General features: G+C 56.5%; 19 protein-coding genes. 14 read left to right on the forward strand and 5 right to left on the reverse strand.

What is annotated here, in order from left to right; all coding sequences use genetic code 11:
• Window positions 1–76: 76 nt before the first annotated feature.
• Window positions 77–553: a peroxiredoxin gene (locus tag HALA3H3_RS13520; RefSeq protein WP_022522116.1), complete on the reverse strand. Its 477-nt coding sequence runs from the start codon at window positions 551–553 to the stop codon at window positions 77–79.
• A 270-nt stretch (window positions 554–823) separates the two neighbouring features.
• Here HALA3H3_RS13520 and dapA point away from each other — a divergent pair, with 270 nt between their 5' ends.
• From dapA to purC, 3 genes are all read left to right on the forward strand, one after another.
• A complete protein-coding gene (gene dapA, locus HALA3H3_RS13525; protein WP_022522117.1) occupies window positions 824–1,708 on the forward strand; it encodes a 4-hydroxy-tetrahydrodipicolinate synthase in 885 nt (294 codons plus the stop codon).
• A 77-nt stretch (window positions 1,709–1,785) separates the two neighbouring features.
• Entirely contained in the window at window positions 1,786–2,769 is a 984-nt protein-coding gene (gene bamC / locus HALA3H3_RS13530; protein WP_022522118.1) for an outer membrane protein assembly factor BamC, read from the forward strand.
• A 32-nt stretch (window positions 2,770–2,801) separates the two neighbouring features.
• Entirely contained in the window at window positions 2,802–3,518 is a 717-nt protein-coding gene (purC, locus tag HALA3H3_RS13535) for a phosphoribosylaminoimidazolesuccinocarboxamide synthase (protein ID WP_022522119.1), read from the forward strand.
• A gap of 15 nt (window positions 3,519–3,533) precedes the next feature.
• Here purC and tsaA read toward each other — a convergent pair whose 3' ends face one another.
• Complete coding sequence (tsaA, locus tag HALA3H3_RS13540) at window positions 3,534–4,271, reverse strand: tRNA (N6-threonylcarbamoyladenosine(37)-N6)-methyltransferase TrmO (protein WP_022522120.1); 738 nt, start codon at window positions 4,269–4,271, stop codon at window positions 3,534–3,536.
• Between the two features lie 140 nt (window positions 4,272–4,411).
• On the opposite strand from tsaA, the gene HALA3H3_RS13545 reads away from it, so the two are divergent.
• Window positions 4,412–4,936 (forward strand): GNAT family N-acetyltransferase, encoded by a 525-nt coding sequence (locus tag HALA3H3_RS13545; RefSeq protein WP_022522121.1) that lies wholly within the window; start codon window positions 4,412–4,414, stop codon window positions 4,934–4,936.
• Window positions 4,937–4,939: 3 nt separating this feature from the next.
• Here HALA3H3_RS13545 and nadC read toward each other — a convergent pair whose 3' ends face one another.
• On the reverse strand, window positions 4,940–5,794 hold the full coding sequence (gene nadC, locus HALA3H3_RS13550; protein ID WP_022522122.1) for a carboxylating nicotinate-nucleotide diphosphorylase: 855 nt from the start codon (window positions 5,792–5,794) through the stop codon (window positions 4,940–4,942).
• 112 nt (window positions 5,795–5,906) lie between these two features.
• On the opposite strand from nadC, the gene ampD reads away from it, so the two are divergent.
• The 7 genes from ampD (at window position 5,907) to HALA3H3_RS13585 (ending at window position 15,468) form a co-directional block, all read left to right on the forward strand.
• Complete coding sequence (gene ampD, locus HALA3H3_RS13555) at window positions 5,907–6,488, forward strand: 1,6-anhydro-N-acetylmuramyl-L-alanine amidase AmpD (RefSeq protein WP_022522123.1); 582 nt, start codon at window positions 5,907–5,909, stop codon at window positions 6,486–6,488.
• Between the two features lie 405 nt (window positions 6,489–6,893).
• On the forward strand, window positions 6,894–9,566 hold the full coding sequence (gene aceE, locus HALA3H3_RS13560) for a pyruvate dehydrogenase (acetyl-transferring), homodimeric type (protein WP_022522124.1): 2,673 nt from the start codon (window positions 6,894–6,896) through the stop codon (window positions 9,564–9,566).
• Between the two features lie 58 nt (window positions 9,567–9,624).
• Complete coding sequence (aceF, locus tag HALA3H3_RS13565; protein ID WP_022522125.1) at window positions 9,625–11,658, forward strand: pyruvate dehydrogenase complex dihydrolipoyllysine-residue acetyltransferase; 2,034 nt, start codon at window positions 9,625–9,627, stop codon at window positions 11,656–11,658.
• 446 nt (window positions 11,659–12,104) lie between these two features.
• Window positions 12,105–12,758, forward strand: coding sequence for an adenylate kinase (gene adk / locus HALA3H3_RS13570; protein WP_022522126.1), 654 nt, complete (start codon window positions 12,105–12,107; stop codon window positions 12,756–12,758).
• Between the two features lie 133 nt (window positions 12,759–12,891).
• Complete coding sequence (gene tsaB, locus HALA3H3_RS13575) at window positions 12,892–13,590, forward strand: tRNA (adenosine(37)-N6)-threonylcarbamoyltransferase complex dimerization subunit type 1 TsaB (protein ID WP_022522127.1); 699 nt, start codon at window positions 12,892–12,894, stop codon at window positions 13,588–13,590.
• Window positions 13,587–14,306: a class I SAM-dependent methyltransferase gene (locus tag HALA3H3_RS13580; protein ID WP_022522128.1), complete on the forward strand. Its 720-nt coding sequence runs from the start codon at window positions 13,587–13,589 to the stop codon at window positions 14,304–14,306. Before tsaB ends, HALA3H3_RS13580 begins: the two co-directional genes overlap by 4 nt.
• Before the next feature lie 40 nt (window positions 14,307–14,346).
• Window positions 14,347–15,468 (forward strand): phospholipase D-like domain-containing protein, encoded by a 1,122-nt coding sequence (locus HALA3H3_RS13585; RefSeq protein ID WP_022522129.1) that lies wholly within the window; start codon window positions 14,347–14,349, stop codon window positions 15,466–15,468.
• A 49-nt stretch (window positions 15,469–15,517) separates the two neighbouring features.
• Here the strand turns inward: HALA3H3_RS13585 and HALA3H3_RS13590 are convergent, their stop codons facing one another.
• Window positions 15,518–16,177: a YecA/YgfB family protein gene (locus tag HALA3H3_RS13590; protein WP_022522130.1), complete on the reverse strand. Its 660-nt coding sequence runs from the start codon at window positions 16,175–16,177 to the stop codon at window positions 15,518–15,520.
• Between the two features lie 63 nt (window positions 16,178–16,240).
• Between HALA3H3_RS13590 and HALA3H3_RS13595 the strand changes: the two genes are divergently transcribed.
• The 3 genes from HALA3H3_RS13595 (at window position 16,241) to HALA3H3_RS13605 (ending at window position 19,865) form a co-directional block, all read left to right on the forward strand.
• Complete coding sequence (locus tag HALA3H3_RS13595) at window positions 16,241–16,789, forward strand: SprT family zinc-dependent metalloprotease (RefSeq protein ID WP_022522131.1); 549 nt, start codon at window positions 16,241–16,243, stop codon at window positions 16,787–16,789.
• Between the two features lie 194 nt (window positions 16,790–16,983).
• Window positions 16,984–18,933 (forward strand): acetate--CoA ligase, encoded by a 1,950-nt coding sequence (gene acs, locus HALA3H3_RS13600; RefSeq protein ID WP_022522132.1) that lies wholly within the window; start codon window positions 16,984–16,986, stop codon window positions 18,931–18,933.
• Between the two features lie 269 nt (window positions 18,934–19,202).
• Window positions 19,203–19,865 carry a response regulator gene (locus tag HALA3H3_RS13605; protein ID WP_007113812.1) on the forward strand — a complete coding sequence of 221 codons (663 nt, stop codon included), beginning with the start codon at window positions 19,203–19,205 and terminating at the stop codon, window positions 19,863–19,865.
• Between the two features lie 38 nt (window positions 19,866–19,903).
• Here HALA3H3_RS13605 and HALA3H3_RS13610 read toward each other — a convergent pair whose 3' ends face one another.
• Complete coding sequence (locus HALA3H3_RS13610; protein WP_022522134.1) at window positions 19,904–23,845, reverse strand: hybrid sensor histidine kinase/response regulator; 3,942 nt, start codon at window positions 23,843–23,845, stop codon at window positions 19,904–19,906.
• Window positions 23,846–23,902 lie beyond the last annotated feature (57 nt).

A 23,902-nucleotide genomic window follows, 5' to 3' on the forward strand; every position in this document is an offset into this window, starting at 1 on the left:
TGCCCGCGCAAGAGGTCACTACGGGCAGTGGGCTGAACTGAAATTGAGCCCTGGTTGAGATAGAGCTCTGGTTGAGTTAGTTGGAAGCGTTCAGCTTTTCAGCCGCAGCAAGTACTTCTTCCGCGTGGCCAGGTACTTTAACGCCGCGCCATTCGTTGGCTAGCTTGCCCTCCTTATCAATCAGGAAGGTGCTGCGTTCGATGCCCAGGTGCTCCTTGCCGTACATTTTCTTGAGCTTGATAACATCAAATAGCGTGCAGATGTTTTCGTCCTTATCTGAAATAAGGTCGAAATTAAAATCCTGTTTGGCCTTAAAATTCTCCTGGGCGCGCAAGCCATCTCGAGAAACACCAAGAATGACCGTATTAGCGGCATCGAAGGCGGGTTTGCGGTCACGGAAGTCACCGCCCTCGGTGGTGCAGCCAGGTGTACTGGCTTTGGGATAAAAGTATATGACCACTTGTTTGCCACGCATTTCCGACAGTGTCACGGTGGTATCACCCGTGGCAGTGGCGGAGAAGTCAGCAACGGGTTGACCAATTTCAACAGGCATAAGGCATCCTTTTAAGGGTGGGTGTTAATATTGCTTGTTACGCGTGATTACACGTAAGCCAGCGGCCGTTGTCAAAGCTCAAAACAGGGTGACGACAAACTCACACCGCTTTACGCTGTACAGGCTCGAATCGCCTGAGTACCATTTGGCCTCTGTGCGGTGTCGGCGCTTGATGCAAAATAGCGTGATCGCGCTCGGTTTTGAAAAAAACTCTCGTATTCAAAAACACAGATAGTTGATATCACAATTTGGCTGGTGAGGAATAAACGGATGATCACAGGCAGCATCGTCGCCCTGGCGACGCCTATGAAGGTCAATGGCGACATCGACTGGGAGGCGCTTCGTCGTCTGGTGAACTTCCATCTCGAAAATGGCACCGATGCCATTGTCGCCGCTGGCACCACGGGCGAACCGACTACCATGTCGTTTGCGGAGCACTTTGACGTGATTCGCAGCGTGGTGGAAGAGGTCAATGGCCGTATACCGGTCATAGCCGGTACCGGCTCGAACAACACCACCGAAGCAGTGGAGTTGACCCGCTACGCGAAAGAGGTGGGTGCAGATTACTGTCTGACGGTGGCTCCCTACTACAACAAGCCTACTCAGGAAGGCCTGTTTCAGCACTTCAAGGCCACAGCCGAGGCCAGCGACCTGCCGGTTATTCTTTACAATGTGCCCGGTCGCACCTGCTCGGATATCTACAACGAGACCGTATTACGCCTGGCCGAAGTCGATAATATTATCGGTTTAAAAGACGCCACGGGGAACCTGGAGCGTGCGGAAGATCTAATCACTCGCCTGAAGGGCAGTGGTTTTATGCTCTACTCCGGTGATGATGCGACCGCCTGCGACTTTATGTTGATGGGTGGTCATGGGGATATCTCCGTCACCGCCAACGTTGCCCCCCGGGCGATGCATGAGCTTTGCTCGGCAGCGGTGGCCGGCGACTCCGATAAGGCGCATCAGATTAATACGCTTTTGATGCCGCTGCATACCAACCTGGGTATAGAGTCGAACCCTATTCCAGTGAAGTGGGCGCTGAACCGTATGGGGTACGCGGATGCGGGTATTCGCTTACCGCTAACCTGGCTGTCGGAAAAGTACCACGCCACGGTTAGCGAAGCGCTGCAGTTGGCGGGTGTCGTAGAGGAGTAGTCCGACGCAATACCCTTTGCTACCCAGCTCGCTTACCGTTGAGCTGGGTACCCGAATTGTTGACTTAAGGTGGCTTGATGAGCTCTGTGCTTGAAATACGTGCGCTTAAATGGGTTCCGCTGGCACTCGCAGCGGCTGTCGCGCTCTCTGGTTGTGCGCGGGATGGTTTTTACCACGACCGTAATTTGGACTACACCGAGGCCGCTCCGGCGCCGCCTTTGGTGCTGCCAGAGACCCGCAACACCCAGCGCTATCGCGATGCGCTGCCGGTTCCTCAAGCCGCCACCCAAGGTGCACGGCTTGACGAAGCAGCAGAGATTCGCCCGCCACAGTCATTGGCGATTGGCAGTGGGATGGAACCTGAGTATGTCGAGCGTCGCGAAGTGGGCGATCAAACCTGGCTAGTAGTGGCCGCCGACACCGGTACGGTCTGGCCGCAGTTGGAAGAGTTTGTACGTAGTCGTCAGTTGGAGGTGCAGCAGAGCAGTGCTTCTCAGGGCGTTATCGTCACGCCCCAGGCGGAAATTCGCCTGCAAAGTGCACTACGCGCAGGCAGTAGCGAAGTTCGCTGCGAACGCGGCGGGCAAACCATGGCGAGCTGCCTCGATGCGTTAGAGAGCCATTTAAGCGCGCGCAGTGCATCTGCCAGTGTCTCTTCTTCCTGGACCGCTCAGCGCCTCACCGGTGAGCAAACGCTGCAAATCCGCCAGCAGGACGACGAGTGGGAAGTGGTGATCCCGCAGCCGGTCGATCGGGTATGGGCAGAGTTGAACCACTATCTTGAGCTGGATTTTGCTCAGGAAGGTCAGCGTGATTTGCTGGCCGTCGACCCTGCCAGTCATGAGTTTATGGTTGAGTACATGACTGAAACCGAGCGCAACCGCAACCCGTTGCAAATCGTCTTCAGCCCGGATGTGCGCAAAATGTCCCAGCAGATTCGTCTTGCCCTGCAGCCTAACGGCGACCAGACGATTCTGCGTGCCATCAATGCCAGCGAGCGGGCATTCAGCGCCGATGATCAGCGCGAGCTGCTTGAGCGTGTCTCCGGCTATTTACGTTAATTTGTTGATCCTTGACCCCTTACGGAGCCCCCATGGAAAAGCGCCAAGAACTCTACGCCGGTAAGGCGAAATCTGTGTACACCACCGACGATCCGGATTTGTTGGTGCTCAATTTTCGTGATGACACCAGCGCCTTCGATGGCAAAAAAGTCGAGTCGCTGGCCCGCAAGGGAATGGTCAATAACATCTTTAACGCCTTCATTATGGAGCGGCTGCAGGAAGCGGGCATCCCCACCCACTTTGAAAAACAGCTCTCCAACACTGAGAGTCTGGTCAAAAAGATGCAGATGATCCCGGTGGAGTGTGTGGTGCGCAATATCGCCGCGGGTGGGTTGGTAAAACGTCTCGGCGTTGAAGAGGGAATTGCACTGACGCCACCCACCTTCGAGTTGTTTCTGAAGAACGACGAGAAGGGCGACCCGATGATCAATGAGTCGCTGGCGGAGACTTTCGGTTGGGCAACGCCTGAGCAGTTAGCCAAGATGAAGGTGCTGACCTTCAAGGTTAACCATATCCTCAAAGCGCTGTTTGCTGAGGGCGATATGCTACTGGTGGATTACAAACTTGAGTTTGGTGTATTCAAAGGCGAGGTGGTGCTGGGGGATGAGTTTTCTCCGGATGGTTGCCGTCTTTGGGACGCCAACACCCGTGAGAAGCTCGATAAAGACCGCTTCCGTCAGGGGTTGGGCGGTGTGATTGAGGCGTATGAGGAAGTTGGCCGCCGTTTGGGCATTACCTTTCCTGCTTAAGCCGGCGCGTCAGATTTATTGCTCGGCGTAAGGTTCGATAGCCATCACCTCCAAGGTGGTGGCTTCGCCATTTTGGCGAGGGCAAAACTTAACGTCCACGTCGCGCAGGCGTACGCCGTAAAGACGCTCAGAATCCCTGTCCTTTTGCTTATAGGCGGGCCTGGGATCCTGGCTGAGTACCTGCTCAATTAATGCCAGCAGTGTGGCGCTGTCCTGGCGCTGAGCAAGCGTATCCAGTGCCGCTGGATGAAAGGTGACGTCCATGAGTGGCGGTGTTTCAGGGGCGAAACCGGCCAGTGCGTTAGGCTCGGATTCGGCCCAGGGCAGGTAGGGTTTGATATCAATCACCGGGGTGCCGCTGACTAAATCGCAGCCCTGGAGCTGTAGCGTAACGCCGTGCTGGGTGTCGATACCGACTAATCTCACCAGTGAGAGCCCCAGGCGGTTAGGGCGGTGGGTGCTGCGACTGGCAAAAACCCCCACCTTTTTATTGCCCCCCAGGCGTGGCGGCCTTACCAGCGGCGACCAGCGCTCGGGGCTTTGATGAAAAATAAAGCTCAGCCACAGGTGGCTGAAGTCTTCCAAACCGCGCACCGCGAGTGGGTCGTTGTAGGGCGCAGTGAGTACAAGCCGGGCATCGGCCGCGGGGGCGAGCCCCGGCTGGCGGGGAATACCGAATTTATCGGGGTAGTCGCTAACCACATGACCAATGGGCGTCAGCGTAAAGTGCTCGCTGTTAGGGGCATCGTCCATCACACTGCCTTCTGCTGGGGTTGATTCGCGTAGAATTGATCCAAGTAGTATAAAGCAGGCCAATGGCTTAAGCGTGACCAAATGGGGCGTGATCGAATGTGTCTTGATCAAATGATAGCTGAACAGCTCAGAGGTGACGCATGACCAATACCGAGGAGCAGCAAGCGCCAACCAGTACGCGAATAACCTATCGCGCGGCGCTAGCACGGGATGCCGCCGACCAAGCGGAAGTGTTTTATCACGCTGTTATGCAGGGAGCGGCCACGCATTACACGCTGGATGAGCGGCGTGCGTGGGCCAATGCGTTGCCCCGCGAAGGCAGTGCATGGGGAGTGCGCCAAGCGCTCTACACAACCCTAGTGGCTACCTGTGATGGTCGCTGCGTGGGGTTCCTGGAGTTGGATTTAGTCGCTGGGCGGGTTGAAACACTCTACGTATGGCCCTCATTAGCCGGTCGCGGTATCGGTACCACGCTGCTGGTACATGCCGAACGGCTGCTGCTTGAGCAGGGAAAGGGGCAAATCGAGATAGAGGCGAGTTCAATGCTCTATGAGCGCCTGCTGCGCCGTGGTTGGAAAAACCACGGCGAGGAGTGGGTCGAGCGAAGCGGGGAGCGACTGCTGCGTTATAAACTTTCCAAATCGCTTAATGCTGTCGAAACCTAATCATCAAACGCTATAGCTGCGGGTAATGCGCATGGAAAGATCGATCGAGGCGATGTCCTTGGTCAGTGCGCCGCTCGATATACAGTCAACACCGGTATCGGCAATTGCCCGCAGGGTGGCAGCATCCACATTGCCTGAAGCTTCCAGGGTGGCTCGGCCGCCGTTAATTTCCACGGCAACGTGCAGGTCTTCGATGGCGAAATTGTCGAGCATGACAATATCAGCTCCCGCGGCCAATGCCTGATCCAGCTCTTCAAAGGTTTCTACCTCGACTTCCACGGGCAGGTCGTTGGCTAACTTGCGCGCTTGCGCAACCGCCGATTGAATGCCTCCACAGGCGGCAATATGGTTCTCTTTGATCAAAAACGCGTCCCATAGGCCAATGCGGTGGTTGTGGCCGCCGCCGCAGGTGACCGCATATTTCTGCGCCAAGCGCATGCCGGGCAGCGTTTTACGCGTATCAAGCAGGCGAACGCCGGTGTCTTCAATCAGGTCGACATATGCGCGGGTGGCGGTGGCGGTGGCAGACAGCGTTTGCAATACGTTAAGCGCCGCCCGCTCGCCGGTAAGCAGGGCACGGGCGGGGCCCTCCAGGGTTAAGAAACACTGTTCAGCCTCTAGCTTATCGCCGTCAGCGGCGTGCCAGGTCAGGCTTACCCGACTATCCAGGCGGCGAAACAGCTCATCTACCCAGGGTGCGCCACACAGCACTGCGGTTTCACGGGTAATTACGTCGGCGCAGGCCCACTGGTGTTCAGGGATCAATTGCGCGGTAATATCACCCGGGCCAACGTCTTCTGACAGCAAGCGGGCGGCGCTGGCGCGGATTTCTTCAGCAAGAGCGGATTGATAATGCATGGCCGTGGATTCCCTGAACGTCGTCTTCGATGACGGGCATTGTAGTGAAAAACAGCGGTGAAGGTGAAAGAGAACAGAGAAAGAAAGCGCTAACGTAAAGGAGCCCTTGCCAGTGGAAAATAAACAACCCCTTGACGGGTGGTGGGAAAGCGCGCGTAAAGTCGTTTCACCGAACTGTGACCCTCGGCCCACCGGTGAGGTGTCGTTGCTAGTGATTCATGCGATCAGTCTTCCGCCTGGTCAGTTTAGTGGTAATGCTATTGAAGCGCTATTTACCAATCAATTGGCGGTAGACGAACATCCATTTTTCGCCGAAATTGCCCACTTAAGAGTCTCCGCACACCTGCTTATCCGTCGCGATGGTGAGTGCGTGCAGTTTGTTGATACAGATCAGCGTGCTTGGCATGCTGGGCGCTCCAACTGGTGGGATGCTCGCCAGCTAAGCTGGCGAAAGGCGCTCAACGATTTCTCGGTGGGGATTGAACTTGAAGGGGATGACGTTACCCCCTATCGCAAAGCACAGTATGACACTCTGGTGGAAGCAGTGGTGTGGCTAATGGCGCGCAACCCTCAGCTAGATAGCAGTCGTATTACCAGCCATGCCCATGTGGCGCCGCTGCGCAAAACGGATCCTGGTCCGGCGTTTGATTGGGCGTATTTCCAGCAACTGCTGACATCGCGTGTTGAGCGTTAGCGGTTCGATTACGTTTTTCCCTGTGTGCTAAGTATTTCACTAATAACGCAATAAAACGGTAGTTTAATTACATCGGATGACTATTTGGTCGCAATGGCAAATGCTCTATGAATTGCTTATGTTGCAGTGCAATAGTTTGTTTTCGATAGGCTTTTCCGCTGCGACGGAATTGGCAGCGTGGCGACTTTGAGGTATCTTCGCCTATACAAAAGGCTAACTTCTAAGAGAATTGTGTAGCTTTACTACATCAATAGTTACGTAGCTTGTTGAATGTAGAGCTAAAACCCCTATCCGGCGTTTAATCACCGGCTGAATGTTGGCGCGTGGTGTAGTGCCACGCCGCCGCCCCAGGCCCTTCAGGGTAGCGGGGATTTTTGTCATTTATCGTCATTCGGAGAGACCTCTATGAGTCTGGAGACAAGAGAAGATCTCGATCCGATCGAAACCACGGAATGGATTGATTCCCTGGAATCGGTATTGGATCGTGAGGGCGAAGATCGTGCCCGCTACCTGATGACCCGCCTGGCGGATCGCCTGCGCCGGGACGGCATGAAGGTGCCCTTCTCGGTGACGACCCCGCACCGTAATACGATCCCGGTTCACCGCGAAGCACCGATGCCTGGCGACCTGTTCATGGAGCGGCGTATCCGCTCCTTGATCCGTTACAACGCCATTGCTCAGGTGATTCGTAATAACCGCGCCAAGCCGGGCCTGGGTGGCCACATTGCCAGTTTTATGTCCTCGGCTACCCTGTATGACGTGGGCTTTAACCACTTCTTCCGCGCGCCTCAGGGCGATTTTGCCGGTGACCTGATTTATATTCAGGGCCACGTAGCACCGGGCATCTACGCACGTTCCTATTTGGAAGGGCGTCTATCGGAAGAGCAGATGGACAGGTTCCGCCAGGAAGTCGATGGCGATGGCCTCTCGTCCTACCCGCACCCGTGGTTAATGCCGGACTACTGGCAGTTCCCCACGGTCTCCATGGGGCTTGGCCCGATTCAGGCTATCTATCAAGCGCACGTGATGAAGTACCTGCATCACCGTGAGCTGAAGGATATGTATGACCGCAAGATCTGGTGCTTCATGGGCGACGGCGAGTGTGACGAGCCGGAATCCCTGGGCGCCATTTCACTGGCCGGTCGCGAAAACCTCGACAACCTGATCTTCGTCATCAACTGTAACCTGCAGCGCCTTGACGGCCCTGTACGCGGCAACTCGCGGGTGATGGACGAATTCGAAGGCGTCTTCCGTGGCGCTGGCTGGAACGTGATCAAGGTCGTCTGGGGGCGTCACTGGGATCCGCTGTTCGAGAAGGATAAGAAAGGCATCCTTCAGAAACGCATGGACGAAGCGGTCGACGGCGAGTACCAGAACTACAAAGCCAACGGCGGCGCTTACACCCGTGAGCACTTCTTTGGCAAATATCCAGAAACCGAGGCGATGGTCAACGACCTCTCCGACGAAGATATCTGGAAGCTCAACCGCGGTGGCCACGATCCGTTCAAGGTTTACGCGGCGTATAACGAGGCGGTTAACACCTCCAACGGCAAGCCCACGGTCATCCTGGCGCACACCGTTAAAGGTTACGGTATGGGTAGCGGCGATGGCGAAGCGGCCAACGAAGCGCACCAGGTCAAGAGCATGGAGTATGAAGCGCTCAAGACCTTCCGCGATCGCTTCGGTATTCCGTTAACCGACGAGCAGCTCAAAGACGTGCCGTACTACAAGCCGGAAGACGACTCTCCCGAGCTCAAGTACATGCACCTGCAGCGCGAGCGTCTGGGCGGCTACCTACCCAGCCGTCAAAGCGACTTCGAGGCCCTGGAAATCCCCAGCCTCGAAGACAAGACCTTTGCCTCGCAAATGGGCGGCTCGAAAGGGCGTGAAGTCTCGACCACCATGGCGTTTGTGCGGGTGCTTAACGGCCTGGTCAAAGATAAGACGCTGGGCAAGAAGGTGGTGCCGATTATCCCTGACGAAGCGCGTACCTTCGGTATGGAAGGCATGTTCCGTCAGTTGGGTATCTACACCTCGGAAGGTCAGAAGTACGAGCCAGTGGATAAAGGCCAGATCATGTTCTACCGCGAGGATCAGAAAGGTCAGATTCTCGAAGAGGGCATTACCGAAGCAGGCGCCATGTCGGCCTGGATCGCCGCGGCGACCTCCTACAGCAACAACAACGTCACGCTGCTGCCGTTCTACATCTACTACTCGATGTTTGGCTTCCAGCGTATCGGCGATCTGGCCTGGGCGGCGGGTGACCTGCAAGCCCGTGGCTTTATGGTCGGCGGCACCGCCGGGCGCACCACGCTCAACGGCGAAGGCCTGCAGCACCAGGATGGCCACAGCCTGATTCAGGCCTCCACCATCCCCAACTGCCGCAGCTACGACCCGACCTATGCCCATGAAGTCGCCGTGATTCTGCAGGATGGTCTGAAGCGCATGTTCACCGACAAGGAGAACTGCTTCTACTACCTGACGGTGATGAACGAGAACTACGAGCACCCGGCGCTGGAAAACGTGCCCGCCGACGATATCGTTAAAGGCATGTACCTACTGCGCGAAACCAAGGGTGACAAGGGCCGCGTTCAGCTGCTGGGCTCGGGCACCATTCTGCGCGAAGTGGAAGCTGCCGCTGAGTTGCTTGAGAACGATTGGGGCATCGGCGCCGACATCTGGAGCGTGACCAGCTTTAACGAGCTGCGTCGTGAAGCGCTGCTGCTGGATCGTGAAGCCTTCCTGAACCCAGACGCCGAGGCCAACAAGCCTCACGTCACCCAGTGCCTGGAAGGGCGCGACGGCCCGGTGATCGCCTCGACCGACTACATGAAGCTGTATGCCGATCAAGTGCGTGCCTGGGTACCGGGTGACTACACTGTACTGGGTACCGATGGCTTTGGCCGTTCAGACACCCGCGAGAAGCTGCGCTACTTCTTCGAAGTAGATCGCTACTTCGTGACCGTGGCGGCGCTACGTGCGCTGGCTGAGCGTGGCGAGATTGATCGCAAGCAGGTTGGTGAAGCGCTTAAGAAGTACGGCATTGATGCCCATAAGCCTAACCCGCTGACTAGCTAAACCGCTGACCGGTGGGCGGTGGCCCACCGGCTCGATCCGATTTGGAAGGAGCGCGACCTTGAGTAGCGAAATCATCAAAGTTCCCGATATCGGTGGCGATACCGATGTCGAAATCATCGAGATTGCGGTGTCAGAAGGCGACGTCATTGAAGCGGAAGACACCCTAATCACGCTGGAATCCGACAAAGCCAGCATGGACGTACCGGCCCCGAAAGGCGGCAAGGTACTCCAAGTGCTGGTCAAAGAAGGCGATAGCGTCTCGGAAGGTGACGATATCGTTGAGCTGGAAGTCGAAGGTGGCGGCGACGAGAAACAAGAGAGCTCGTCTGACAGCCAGCCTGAAGAGGCCCCAGCCAAGCAAGAGAAACCCAAAGAGCCGTCTCAAGAGCAGAAGCCCGCGGCTAAAAAGTCAGCCGGCGGTAAGCAGACGGTGGATATCAAAGTGCCTGATCTCGGCGGCTCGGACAGCGTCGAAATTATCGAAGTCGCGGTCAGCGAAGGCGATGAGGTTGAGGCCGAAGACACCTTGATCACGTTGGAGTCTGACAAAGCCTCCATGGACGTGCCCAGCCCCCACAGCGGTAAGATCGTCAGTTTTACCGTGAAAGAGGGCGACACCGTCTCGGAAGGCGATGTGATCGGCCAGATGGAGATCGTCGGTGAAGGTGGCGACAACGAAGACGCATCGGAAGAGAGCTCTTCTCCAGAACCGTCCTCTAGCCAAGCCAGTAGCGAGCCGGAAGAAACGGCTGAAGATGATCAGGAAGAGGCCGCCAGTGGCGAGCCGGAGCGCAAAGAGATTCGCGTACCGGATCTTTCTGGCTCCTCTGACGTGCCGATTATCGAGATTGGCGTAGCGGCGGGTGACGAAGTCAATGAAGAAGACCCGTTGATCACCCTAGAGTCTGATAAAGCCTCTATGGACGTGCCCAGCCCCTACAAAGGCAAGCTTCTTGAGCTGACCGTTAAAGAGGGCGACACCGTCTCTGAAGGCGATGTGATCGGCTATATGGAAGTGGCGGGTGCCAAAAAAGCGGCACCGAAAAAGGCCGCACCAGAAAAAGCCTCGCAGAGCAGTGACAGCAAGGACAGCGCTAAACCGTCTGAATCTCCGGCCGGTACCCCCAGCCCGGAAGCACAGATGGCTGCCCATAAGCCCCGGGATGGCAAGCTGGTGCATGCCGGCCCTGCGGTACGCATGCTGGCTCGTGAACTAGGCGTCGACTTGGGACTCGTTAAACCCAGCGGCCCGAAAGATCGCGTGCTCAAAGAGGACGTACAGTCCTACGTGAAGCAGGCGATTGCCAATCAGGGTAAAGCCCAGCCAGGTGCGGCAGCCGCGGCTACTGGCGGCGCGGGTATTCCGCCCATTCCGGAAGTCGACTTCAGCCAGTTTGGTGAAGTGGAAGAGAAGCCGATGGGGCGTCTGCTCAAGATGGGCGCGACCAACCTGCATCGTAGCTGGCTCAATGTGCCCCACGTTACGCAATTCGACGAAGCGGACATCACCGAGCTGGAAGCTTTCCGCAAGGCGATGAAAGCGGAAGCGGAAGCCCAGGGCGCCAAGCTAACGCCGCTGCCGTTTATGGTCAAAGCCTGCGCCTTTGCGCTACGTAAATTCCCGCAGTTTAACGTCAGCCTGAAGGGTGACGGTGAAACCCTGGTATGGAAGAACTACGTCCATATCGGTATTGCCGTGGATACGCCCGATGGCTTGATGGTGCCTGTGGTACGCAACGCCGATAACAAATCCTTGATCGAGATTGCCAAGGAGATGGCGGAGCTAGGCAAGAAAGCCCAGACCAAAAAGCTCAAGCGCGACGAGATGACCGGTGGCTGCTTCACCATTTCGAGCCTCGGTTCGATTGGTGGCACGGCGTTTACACCGATCGTTAACGCGCCGGAAGTGGCCATTCTGGGCGTGTCCAAAGCACAGATGAAGCCGGTTTGGGATGGCAGCGCCTTCCAGCCGCGCCTGATGATGCCGCTGTCGCTCTCCTACGATCACCGTGCGATCAACGGCGCCGACGCGGCACGCTTTACCGCCTTCCTGGCCGATGTGCTCACCGACATTCGTCGCTTACTGCTGTAATTGGTAGCGATGTGCTTTCACAAGCGGCGCCCCTAGGGGCGCCGCTTGTGTTTACTAGGAGCCTCTGATTAACGTAATGAGCGAAGACCAGGCAAGGCAAAAATCAACGAAAAAAGGATCGGATTCGCGCGCGAATTTACGGGGTGTAAATGAGCATTTTGATCGGACTCGCGCACGAGGCGATTTTTAACGCCGTATGGTCGAGCGCAATAGTTAATCAGAGGTTTCCTAAACGTAAATGCTGCCTAAACCTCTAGCAGGGCGACCAAAGTGGTAGATTTAGGGCATTTGGCTGTTTTAATTTAAAAAAATTGAAACAAAAGCGGGTTTCTCAGGCTTTTGGGGAGTTGTGTCGCTTGAGAGGCGCGGTTATTGTCAGTTAACAGAATTCACATACTCATTTTTCGAACTCTTTTTTCATACCAAGAACTTCAAGGAGCAGTGCCATGCGTTTAATCCTGTTGGGTGCCCCCGGCGCGGGGAAGGGGACTCAAGCTCAGTTTATTTGTGAGCAATTTAAGATTCCTCAGATTTCCACCGGGGATATGCTGCGCACGGCCATTAAAGATGGCACAGAGCTGGGCTTGAAAGTAAAAGAGATCATGAACAGTGGTGGCCTGGTGTCTGATGACATCATCATTGACTTGGTCAAAGAGCGCATCAGTCAGCCCGACTGCGAGAACGGCTTTCTGTTCGATGGTTTCCCGCGCACGATCCCCCAGGCCGACGCCATGAAAGAGGGCGGCGTTAAGCTGGATCACGTGGTGGAAATTGCCGTACCCGATGAAGAGATCGTTAGTCGCTTGGCGGGACGCCGTGTGCATCAGGCATCGGGTCGGGTTTATCACGTTGAGCACAATCCGCCCAAAGAACCAGGCAAAGATGATGTGACCGGTGAAACGCTTATTCAGCGTGAAGACGACCAAGAGTCCACGGTGCGTAATCGCCTATCCGTTTACCACGATCAAACGGCCCCTCTGGTCGATTACTATCAGCAGTGGGCCGAGCAGGATCCCCAGAGCGCGCCCCAGTACCACCGCATTGAAGGTGTTGGCAGTGTGACGGATATTACCCGCCAGGTTAAAGAAGCCCTTAGCTGATAAGGGCCCTCAGTTGATAATAACCCTTAGCTGATTTTACGCCTTTGCCGATGGCCCGCTTAATGCGGGTCATCGTCGTATTAGCGTGACAAAGGTATAATGCCGCAACCTTTCTTTCGAGTGGCCACTTGCTATGCCGTTACATCTGCTTGCCCTGGACGCCTCTTCAAGCGCCTGTTCTGCAGCCTTACTGCGCCAGGGCGATTCGGGCACTGAGTGCCTGGCGCGCTTCGAGATGACGCCTCGCGCCCATACCCGTCGGTTGTTACCTATGGTGGACGAAGTGCTTGCCGAAGCGCAGGTAACCCCTTCCCAGCTTGATGCCGTAGCGTTTGGCCGAGGGCCGGGTTCGTTTACCGGACTGCGTATCGCGGCGGGGGCAGCCCAGGGGTTGGCGTTTGGTTTGGATTGCCCGTTGCTGGGGGTGTCTACTTTGGAGGCGCTGGCCCTTCAGGCCCATCGTCGCTATCACCTCCGCCACGTGGTGACTGCCTTAGATGCCCGCATGGGCGAGGTATACGCCGCGACGTGGCACTGCCTTAAAGATACCATCACACCGATGAGCGCCGAGGCGGTGCTGGCCCCTGAAGCACTTCGCCTGCCAGGCGACGAAACCGACTGGGTAGGTGTAGGCAGCGGCTTTACGCTGTGGGAGCGCTTCACTGTCGATGTACAGCTCAGCATGCCCCAACATTTGGATGATTTAGAGCCCCGCGCCGAAGAGATGGCGTGGCTGGCGGCGCGTGATTTTGCCGCTGGGTTGGGGCAGGCCGCGCACTTGGTTCAGCCGGTTTATCTGCGCAACGACGTTGCCTGGAAAAAGCCCGCATGAGCGATGTTGAGGCCGATGTTGAGAGCATCGTTCTGCCTGACGGCCTGCGCTTGGTGCAGGGCGATGAGGGGTTGGCGCTGGTCGGTGATGAAAAACGCTACGGCAAGCCGCTCAGCGTTGATTTTGTGGCGGGCAAAGCGGCCCATCGGCGCCGCTTTGGTGGTGGGCGTGGTCAGCTGGTCGCAAAGGCCTGTGGGCTTTCCAAGGGCGTGACGCCCTGCATCGTTGATGCTACGGCAGGGTTGGGGCGGGATGCGTTTGTATTGGCCAGCCTAGGTGCCCAGGTGTTGTTAATTGAGCGGGTTGCAGCGATTGCAGCGCTGCTGGAGGATGGCCTGAAACGTGCCTCCAGGCATAGCGATACAGTGGATATTGTTGCCCGCATGACACTGCGTCATGGGGATGCGGCTCAATCCCTGGCTGAATTGGTTGCCAGTGCTCACTTTTCACCGCAGGTGATACACCTGGATCCAATGTTTCCCCATCGTGAGAAATCAGCGTTGGTGAAAAAAGAGATGCGTCTGTTCCGCGAGTTGGCTGGTGATGATAACGATGCCCCGCGATTACTAGAAGCGGCGTTGGATGTGGCCACTCATCGCGTGGTGGTTAAGCGCCCCCGTAAGGCGCCGCCTATTGCGGGGCCAGTGCCGCAACATACCCTTGAGGGTAAAACCAGCCGCTACGATCTGTATGTACATCGCTCATTAGCACGGTAGCTCGTTAGTGTACTTATCAGTGGCTAAGCAAGGAGCACCCATGCAGAACGCGTGGCGAGAAGGTAATCGATTTACGCTGCTGCCGGAGGCCTCACGCTTTCTGCCCGCTATGTTTGAAGCGGTGCATAATGCGCGGCACTATGTGCTGGTAGAGCTCTACTTGATGGAATCAGGGGAGCTTGCAGATCAAGTCATTGAGGTATTGACTGATGCAGCGCAGCGCGGTGTTCGCGTCTGTTTACTGCTGGATGGCTATGGCTCGATGGGTCTCTCCGGGAGTGATCGCCAGCGCCTGAAGCAGGGCGATGTTCAGCTGCGCTTTTTTAACCCCATCGGTTTCCACTCTTTAGCGCTGAACCTGAGCCGTGACCATCGCAAAATAATGGTTATTGACGGCGAGCTGGCGTTCACCGGTGGCTTTGGCGCGGTGGATGAGTTTTTGAATGCCTGGTACGAAATTGCCCTGCGTATTGAAGGGCCGGTGGTGGCCGATTGGGAACTGCTGTTTCGGCGCCTATGGCATTCGCGGCTGACCCGCGTCGAGAAGGGCGATAGACGCGTGGCGGCTCTCCCAGAGCGTCGTGAGCCTCAGGCGCTTGCCAATGGCGTGCCTGGGCGGGCGATGTCGGCGCGTGGCTATCGTTATCAAGCGATTCGCCACTCATTGCATTATCGGGTCAGCCAGGTAAATGAACGACTCTGGTTATGCACACCCTATTTTGTGCCCACCTTTGCCCTGCGTCGGCGTTTGGTTCGGGCGGCTCGCAGAGGGATAGACGTACGCTTACTGCTACCGGGGGCAAAGCATGATCATCCCAGCGTTCGCTTTGCCGGTCAGCGCTTTTATCACACCATGCTCAAGGCTGGGGTGCGCATTTTTGAGTTTCAGCCGACCTTTATCCACGCCAAATTTGTGCTCGCCGATGAGTGGGTGAGCATTGGTTCGTGTAACTTTGACCACTGGAATCTGCACTGGAACCTAGAGGCAAACCAGGAAGCAATGGATCCGAAGCTCGCGGCGGACGTGCGCGAACTGTTCGAGCGAAACTTTGCCGCCAGCCAGGAGGTAGACGCCGCGGCCTGGGCGGCGCGCCCCTGGAGGCAGCGCGCCCGTGAGTGGATCTATGGCGTGCTGGATGCCGTTGTAACGCGACTTAAATAAGAGTAACGCGACTTAAATAGTGTCTACGCTAACTACTTAGCCTAAGCACCTAGCGCTTTTTACCTTTTGCAGGCGTTTTTTTACGCGGTTTGGGTTTGGGCGTTTCCGGTGGCACGCGGTAATGCAGGTAAAGATCCAAAACCAGTTCCGGCAACTGCACTACCAGCGACTCCTGGCGTTCTTGATCTTTAGCCAGCTCGGCCAAGTCCGGCTCATCGTCGAACAGCCCGGAGAGCAGCATAAACGGCAGCAGCAGGGCGGCTGCGGCCTCTTCATCGTCCTGGAACCAAGCGCTCTCGTCGCTGAAGACGCCTTCCATAAAGCCCGCACACCAGTCGCCTATGGGGGTTTCCTCGGCGGGTTCTCCTCCCAACGTTAGTTCAAACGGCAGTTCCGGTAAGCCGCCTTGCTCGAGTACCGCCACCGCGTTGTCGCGTAACAGTGTGAGCAGGGTAATAATCTCATCACGCTCGGCGTCATCGGCGTAGCGAGGCTCACCCTGAAACAGCTCAGTCAGCCACTGGGTCGCCGGTACTTCGCTGGGTGCCACGGCAAGGGCCACTAAAAAGCCATGGGTGGAAATAAGATCCAGGGCGTCTTCATCGACTTGATCCGAGTCAAGGAAGTCGTCCAATCTATCCAACTGCTCATCCTCGAGCAGTGGCTGCGGTGGCGTGTTCGTTTCAGGCGTATCGCTGCGCTCTGCCATGAGTAAAGCCTCGTTAATACAAACGTTCATCAATGGTTACCTATAACGGCTAGTTTATCACTAATGAAGACGTCACCACTGCCTCCTTGGCCTGCCACTGAATTGGCGGCTATGTCGGAAACAGAGTTGCATCAGGCCGCGCGAGTTCGCGTCGAACAAGCGTGGCAGCGCTGCTGTGAAGTGTGCCCAGCGCTGCCAGCCCCAAATGTGTGGTTTAACCTGCGCGGCGCTTCGGCTGGCCAGGCGCACCTTGGCCACGGCGGGTTACGCTTGAACCCGGTGTTACTGAGAGAGAACCGCACGGCGTTTTTTGATGAGGTGATTCCCCACGAAATGGCTCACTGGCTGGTGTTTCATTTGGACAACGGCCCGCGTTTAAAACCCCACGGCCGCGAGTGGAAAACGGTCATGCGCGACCTTTTTGGTTTAGTTCCCAGTGTTACCCATCGGTTTGATATTAAGCAGGCGCAGTCCGCACCTTATCGTTACCAGTGTGATTGCCGGTTTCATCAATTTACCCCGCGACGTCATGCTTTAGTGGTAAACGGGCGCCGTTACCGCTGCCGACACTGCGCTAAGACGTTGGTCTACAGGCCGGAAGTCGTCTCATGATTTGTTTATAAATCTTTGTTTTTTAAATAAAAAATGATAATACCAATGTCTAAAGGGAAGCCCGCGCGAGGAGGTTTATGCTAGGGGAACATTAATGGCAGTCGATACTCCACATAATGGCTAATGAGCCCCATAAATAAGCGTATCGACTACAGTTTCTTAGAGAGTGCATTTTCACGGACAGAGGCAATTTTATGAGCGATCAACAGAACGTCTATCCGGTGCGCGACGATTTCGCCGCCAATGCCTGGGCCGATAAAGCCAAATATGAGGCCATGTATCAGCAGTCGATAGACGACCCGGAAGGCTTCTGGGCTGAGCAAGCCAAACGCCTCGACTGGATTAAAGCGCCCAGCAAAATCAAAAACACCTCCTTTGCGCGTGACAATGTTGATATTCGTTGGTTTGAGGATGGCCTGCTTAACGTCAGCGCCAACTGCCTTGACCGCCATCTGGATAAGCGCGGTGATCAGACAGCGATCATTTGGGAAGGCGACAACCCCGATGAGTCCAAACACATTACTTATCGCGAACTCTATGCACGCACGAACCAGCTAGCCAACGCGCTGAAAGAGCTGGGTATCGGTAAAGGCGATACCGTTACGCTGTATATGCCGATGATTCCCGAAGCCGCCATGGCTATGCTGGCCTGTTCGCGCATCGGGGCCGTTCACTCGGTTGTCTTTGGTGGCTTCTCGCCGGACGCCGTTGCCCAGCGGGTTATTGGCGCCGACTCCAGGCTGGTGATTACCGCTGATGAGTCGGTGCGCGGTGGTAAGCACGTACCGCTGAAAGAGAACGTGGACGCCGCGCTGACCCGTGACGGCACTGATGTGTGCAAAAACGTCCTGGTGGTGAAGCGCACCGGCGGTGAGATCGAGTGGAAAGAGGGTCGCGATGTCTGGTTTGACGAGCTGGTCGACAAGCAGTCCAACGAGTGTGAACCGGAAGCCATGGGCGCCGAAGACCCGCTATTCATTCTCTACACCTCGGGTTCTACCGGTGCGCCTAAAGGCTTGAAGCACACCACCGGCGGCTACCTGACCTACGCCGCCATGACTCACCAGTACGTGTTCGACTATCAAGAGGGTGAGATTTACTGGTGTACTGCGGACGTTGGCTGGGTCACCGGGCATAGCTATATTGTTTATGGCCCCTTGGCGAACGGTGCGACCACCTTAATGTTTGAAGGTGTTCCCAGCTATCCGACCCATGGTCGGCTGGGCGATATCGTTGATAAGCACAACGTTAATATTCTCTATACTGCGCCCACCGCGGTACGTGCATTGATGGCCCATGGCGATAACGTCATGGATTCGAGCAAACGCGATAGTCTGCGTCTGCTGGGCTCCGTGGGCGAGCCGATTAACCCGGAAGCCTGGGAGTGGTTCTACCGCGTTATCGGCAACGAAAAATGCCCGATTGTGGATACTTGGTGGCAAACCGAAACCGGCGGCATCATGATTGCGCCGCTGCCGGGCGCTACGCCGCTTAAACCGGGTTCTGCGACGGTTCCTTTCTTTGGTGTGAAGCCCGCTCTGGTGGATAACGAAGGTAATATCCTGGAAGGTGCCACTGAAGGTAATCTGGTGCTTCTTGACGCTTGGCCGGGGCAGGCGCGCTCTATTTGGGGTGATCACGAACGCTATACTCAGACCTACTTCTCGACCTACGACGGTATGTACTTCACGGGTGACGGCTGTCGCCGCGATGAGGATGGCTACTACTGGATCACCGGGCGTGTGGACGACGTGCTGAACGTGTCGGGTCACCGCATGGGCACCGCCGAGATAGAGTCCTCTCTGGTAGCGCACAGCGCCGTTGCAGAAGCAGCCGTTGTTGGTTTCCCGCACGATATTAAGGGACAAGGCATCTATATCTATGTCACCCTGAGTGACGGTATCGAGGCGACAGACGAACTCAAAAAAGAGCTGACCCAGTGGGTGCGCAAAGATATTGGCCCGATTGCTTCGCCGGATGTCATCCAGTGGGCGCCAGGCTTGCCGAAAACCCGCTCGGGTAAAATCATGCGCCGTATCCTGCGCAAGATTGCCGCTAACGAGTGTGATGGCTTGGGCGATACCAGTACACTGGCGGATCCGTCGGTGGTCGATGAGCTGATTGAGCATCGCGTCAATCAATAATGGCGACATCGATCTAAGCTGTTTAGCCGCCCCCAGCCCTTGATAAAACCGTGCCGACCCGAGTAGGTCGGCACGACTGTGTTTGTAGATACGAGTTTATAGATATGCGTTTATAGATACGCATTTCACTTGTATGAACTATCTATTATAAATTGTGCATGTGATGCTTGGGCATGATGAAGCCCATGGGGTACCATGCTTCACAACCGTAAGAGCCTAGCGTCGCGGCGGCAGACAACCCCGCTGCTCGAGGAACCGGAGGAATATCCATGGCAGTAGCTCATAAGTTTATCGTCGCTGACGATCACCCGCTGTTTCGTGCAGCGCTGACCCAAGCGTTACGCCAGTTGGCCCCCCAGGCGGAAATTGTCGAAGCGGACACCATGGAAGCCACCACTGACGTGGTGAATCGCCACCCAGATGCCGATTTGATTCTGCTGGATCTGCATATGCCGGGAGCCCATGGCTTCTCTGGTTTAATCCAACTGCGTGGTCAAATGCCTGATATCCCCGTTGCGGTAGTGTCTGGTAGTGATGAACCCTACGTGGTTCGTCGTGCTATTGACTACGGCGCGTCGGGTTTTATCCCTAAATCATCGTCTCTACAACTAATTGCTGAAGCCGTCGGCGAAATTCTGCAGGGCGAGGTGTGGTTACCTGAGGCGTTGGCCAACGTACTGGAAGAGACCAGCGAAGAGGAGTCGCGTTTTGCCGAGGCGATTGCTTCGCTAACGCCCCAGCAATTCCGCGTCTTGAATATGCTCACCGAAGGCCTGCTGAATAAACAGATCGCTTATGAACTGAGCGTCTCTGAAGCCACGATCAAAGCCCACGTGACTGCGATTCTACGCAAGCTGGGCGTACACTCACGTACCCAGGCGGTTATCGCGGCTCAGAAGCTTGAAGTCGAGCCGCCGAAAGTCGTTTCCTAAGCAAGTAGCAAACAACGACTGTGTTAACCGCGGCGCGCTTAGCGCGCCGCACGATTGGCCTGCAGCGTGCGCGTCAGAAGCGCCCGCAGCGCCGCCGGTTTAACGGGCTTCAGCAGTAGTTGATAGCCCGCCCGCTTGATCTCTTCAGCCACCGCTTCGGTACGGTCAGCGGTAATCACAATCCCCGGTACTGCCCCCTCAAAACGCTCGCTGAGCGCTTCTAGCGCCATTAAGCCGGTGACTTCGTTATCCAAGTGGTAGTCCGCCAGAATAGCGTCAGGGTCGCCATCCATATTGCGTAGGATCGATTTGGCCCCGCCGATACTGGTGGCGGTAAACACCTCGCAGCCCCAGCCGCTAAGCATGGCGGTCATGCCTTCCAGAATCAGCGTCTCGTTATCGATGCATACAATCCGCGTACTGCTCAGCTTATGGCTGCCGCGCCGCGCATGCGGCTCAAGCTCGGTGCTGGTTGACTCGTGGGCGGTGACAATCGGTACGCTGACTGAGAAAACCGCGCCTTTGCCTACCGTCGAGCGTACCTTGATAGGATGATCCAGCACCCGGCTCATACGGTCGGCAATGGAGAGCCCTAGCCCCAGCCCTTTCTCGCTCTCTTTGTGGCGGGAGACCTGATCCAATCGGCGGAATTCCTGAAAAATTTCGCTCAATTTAGACTCGGGAATGCCGGGGCCGCTGTCCCACACTTCAATAGAGAGCCAGCCATTTTGGCGACGGCAGCCCAACAGCACGCGCCCCTCTTGAGTGTAGCGAATCGCATTGGATAAGAAGTTTTGCACGATACGGCGCAGCATTTGAGGATCTGAGTCGACCCAAAGCTGGGTAGGCACGACTTCTAAGTCCAGCCCGCGATCGTCCGCCATCACCTCAAATTCGGCGCGTAACGGGCGGAAGATATCCGCTAGGGCAAAGTGACTGCGGCGGGGCGTTAGGGCGCCTGCGTCCAGCTTGGAGATATCCAGCAGGGTGCTTAGCAGTTCCTCGGCGGCCTGTAGTGAGTTATCGATATGGCCAACGATGCGCTGGGTGTCGGTAGTGGTCACGTTTTGCATCAGCGCGGAAGTAAATAGCCGTGCCGCGTTAAGTGGCTGCAGTAAGTCGTGGCTGGCCGCGGCCAAAAAGCGCGTTTTAGACGCGTTGGCATCTTCCGCGAGCTGCTTAGCCTGGCGCAGGGCGAGCTCCGCCTCGGCGCGTACCCGGTTCTCCTGGCGCAACGCCGCGTTGGCTTCAGAGAGCGCCTGGGTGCGTTCGCGTACGCGCTCCTCCAGAGTTTCGTTGGTCTCTTTAAGGGCAATTTCGGCCTGACGGCGCTCGGTAATGTCCTGATAGAGTGCAAAGAAGCCCAGGATCGCCTGGCTGTCACCAAAGTGCGGCGTGTAAGTGACCAGCATATAGCGCATGGCCTCGTTGACCCGCAGCGAGACTTCAAAGCTAACCCGCTCACCGTTTAGCGCGCGGTTCACCCAAGGGGTGCGCTCCTCTGCCTGCTTGACCGGCAATACGTCTTCAAAGCGGCGACCAATCACCGCATTGCGGTCAATATTGAACGCCTGCTCATAGGCGCGGTTGGTAAACAGATAGCGGCACTCTTTATCGAAGTAAGCAATCAGTGCGGGCACGTTATCGGTGTAGATACGGATATTGTTTTCCGAGCGAATCAGCGCCTCTTCGATACGCTTCTGCTGGGTAATATCCTGGTAGGTATACACAAAGCCGCCGCCGGGCATCGGGTTGCCCTGCACCTCCAGCACGCTGCCATCCTGGCGGTAGCGCACGTAGCGGTGGGGTTGGCCTTCGCGAATATTGTCGAGCAACAGTTGCACATGTTCTTCCGGGTCACCTGGGCCGTATTCGCCGTTGTGGGCGTTGTAGCGAAAGATGCGGTCAATGGGTGCGCCAACGCGAATCAGGTGATCAGGGAAGCGGAAGAGCTCCAGATAGCGCTGGTTCCACACCACCAGGCGCAGGTTCTGGTCGACCACGCTGATGCCCTGGTTAATATTTTCAATGGTGGCCTGGAGCAGTGCTCGGTTGAATTCCAGCACTTGGGAGGCTTCATCGACAATCGAAATCACATCCGAGATACCGATGCCGCGCCCTTGAAGCGCTGAGTTAACCACGATGCGCGCCGAGGAAGCGCCAAGCACTGAAGCCAGAAAGCGTTCAGTGAACTGAATAATATCGATTGAGGCGCGAGTGCCGTCGTCCAGCGGTTTACCCACCCGGCGGGCGTAGTCTTCAAAGGCGCGATCGACCTGGCCCGCGCCTAGAAAACGTTCACACAGGACTTTTAAATCGCCCACGGTGGTCGCCCCGGTCCAGGGGCGGTTGACCGAGGTCTGGCGTGTTTCCACGCTATCCACGAACAGTGAGGCCTGAATACGCTCGACCACTCGCTGTGAGGTAACTTGGGAAACGAAAATGTAGCAGAACAGGTTTACCCCGAGTGACAGCATCACTCCGTGGGTAAAGCTGTCACCTAAGTTGAGGCCGAATAGCGTCGTGGGCGATAGCCAATTGAGCCCCAACGGGCCGCCGTCAAGCCAGCCAGTCGGCAGTACACCAGCATTGATCATCGCGGGCATAAGCAGGCTATAGGCCCAGATGGCGAAGCCCGCATTCATACCGACAATCACCCCAAGCCGGTTGCCGCGCTTCCAGTAGAGGCCGCCAATCAGCGCTGGGGCAAATTGCGAGGCAGCGGCAAACGAGAGCATGCCAATCGAGGCCAGCGAGGTAAATTCGGCAATCAGCTGGTAGAAGCCGTAGGCCATGGCCAGTACGGCAACAATGGTTAAACGCCGCGCACGTAGCACCAAGCGCCCATAATCCCGTGCCTTGGTATCAAACCAGCGCAGCCGGAACAGCGCAGGGATAACGATTTCGTTGGAGATCATGATCGACACGGCCACGGCGGCGACAATTACCATGCCCGTGGCCGCCGAGAAACCGCCGATAAAGGTGAGTAGCGTTAACCATTGGTGGCCCGAGGCCATGGATAGAGCCAGTACGTAGGTATCGGGCTCTACGCCGCTTTCGGAAAACAGCAGCAGACCAGCGGCGGCTAAGGGCACCACAAAAAAGGCAATGGCCAACAGGTAAAGTGGAAACAGCCAGCGCGCTTTCGTGGCGTCGTCAGGGTGAATGTTTTCCACCACTGCCACATGGAACTGGCGGGGAAGACACAGAATCGCCAGCATCGCGAGCAGCGTTTGGGCCCAGAAACTTTGGCCAAAATCCTGGTTGGCCAGCTGGCGCTGGAGTTCGAGCTGGCTTTCGGCATGCCCCATCAGCTCACCCAGGCCATCAAACATACCCCAGGTAACAAAGGCGCCAAGCACCACGAAGGCGAGCAGCTTGACCAGCGATTCGAATGCCACGGCGTGGATTAAGCCTTCGTGGTGTTCGGTGGCATCGGTGTGGCGGGTGCCGAATAGAATCGCGAAAATTGCCATCACAATGGCCACATAGAAGGCCGTGTCGCCAAACAACGGCGTATGGGTCACATCGGTGGCATCGGTAAGAACGCTAAAAGTAGTGGAAACTGCTTTTAGCTGCAGGGCAATGTAGGGCAGGGTACCGACCAGGGCAACCAGACTGGCAAAGGCGGCCAGCGACTGGGTTTTGCCGTAACGGGAGGCAATAAAATCGGCAATCGAGGTGACGTTTTGATGTTTGGCAACGCGGATCATTTTGGCCAGCACCGGCCAGAAGAGTAAAAACGTTAAAATCGGTCCGACGAAGATGCTCGCAAACGACCATCCCGCGGTGGCTGCCTGGCCAACCGCGCCGTAAAACGTCCACGAGGTGCAGTAAATGGCCAGTGCCAAGCTATAGATGATCGGACGCCGACGGGTGGCGCCGTGGGTACGCGCGCGGCGATCACCGTACCAAGCGATACCGAATAGAACGGCAATGTAGAGTAACGAAACCGCTACCAGTAGCCCGCCGTGAAACATGCCTTTCTCCCCGCCAGAGTGTTTAACGTGCGCCAGTCAAAAGGCTTCATTCTAGGC

This window comes from Halomonas sp. A3H3 (assembly GCF_000982975.1).
GTDB lineage: Bacteria > Pseudomonadota > Gammaproteobacteria > Pseudomonadales > Halomonadaceae > Vreelandella > Vreelandella titanicae.

Excerpts from the sequence above, each read along its gene's own strand:
- HALA3H3_RS13520 (WP_022522116.1), bottom strand. The coding sequence starts at position 553 with ATGCCTGTTGAAATTGGTCAACCCGTTGCTGACTTCTCCGCCACTGCC.
- dapA (WP_022522117.1), top strand. The coding sequence starts at position 824 with ATGATCACAGGCAGCATCGTCGCCCTGGCGACGCCTATGAAGGTCAAT.
- bamC (WP_022522118.1), top strand. The coding sequence starts at position 1,786 with ATGAGCTCTGTGCTTGAAATACGTGCGCTTAAATGGGTTCCGCTGGCA.
- purC (WP_022522119.1), top strand. The coding sequence starts at position 2,802 with ATGGAAAAGCGCCAAGAACTCTACGCCGGTAAGGCGAAATCTGTGTAC.
- tsaA (WP_022522120.1), bottom strand. The coding sequence starts at position 4,271 with ATGGACGATGCCCCTAACAGCGAGCACTTTACGCTGACGCCCATTGGT.
- HALA3H3_RS13545 (WP_022522121.1), top strand. The coding sequence starts at position 4,412 with ATGACCAATACCGAGGAGCAGCAAGCGCCAACCAGTACGCGAATAACC.
- nadC (WP_022522122.1), bottom strand. The coding sequence starts at position 5,794 with ATGCATTATCAATCCGCTCTTGCTGAAGAAATCCGCGCCAGCGCCGCC.
- aceE (WP_022522124.1), top strand. The coding sequence starts at position 6,894 with ATGAGTCTGGAGACAAGAGAAGATCTCGATCCGATCGAAACCACGGAA.
- adk (WP_022522126.1), top strand. The coding sequence starts at position 12,105 with ATGCGTTTAATCCTGTTGGGTGCCCCCGGCGCGGGGAAGGGGACTCAA.
- tsaB (WP_022522127.1), top strand. The coding sequence starts at position 12,892 with ATGCCGTTACATCTGCTTGCCCTGGACGCCTCTTCAAGCGCCTGTTCT.
- HALA3H3_RS13580 (WP_022522128.1), top strand. The coding sequence starts at position 13,587 with ATGAGCGATGTTGAGGCCGATGTTGAGAGCATCGTTCTGCCTGACGGC.
- HALA3H3_RS13585 (WP_022522129.1), top strand. The coding sequence starts at position 14,347 with ATGCAGAACGCGTGGCGAGAAGGTAATCGATTTACGCTGCTGCCGGAG.
- HALA3H3_RS13590 (WP_022522130.1), bottom strand. The coding sequence starts at position 16,177 with ATGGCAGAGCGCAGCGATACGCCTGAAACGAACACGCCACCGCAGCCA.
- HALA3H3_RS13595 (WP_022522131.1), top strand. The coding sequence starts at position 16,241 with ATGAAGACGTCACCACTGCCTCCTTGGCCTGCCACTGAATTGGCGGCT.
- acs (WP_022522132.1), top strand. The coding sequence starts at position 16,984 with ATGAGCGATCAACAGAACGTCTATCCGGTGCGCGACGATTTCGCCGCC.
- HALA3H3_RS13605 (WP_007113812.1), top strand. The coding sequence starts at position 19,203 with ATGGCAGTAGCTCATAAGTTTATCGTCGCTGACGATCACCCGCTGTTT.
- HALA3H3_RS13610 (WP_022522134.1), bottom strand. The coding sequence starts at position 23,845 with ATGTTTCACGGCGGGCTACTGGTAGCGGTTTCGTTACTCTACATTGCC.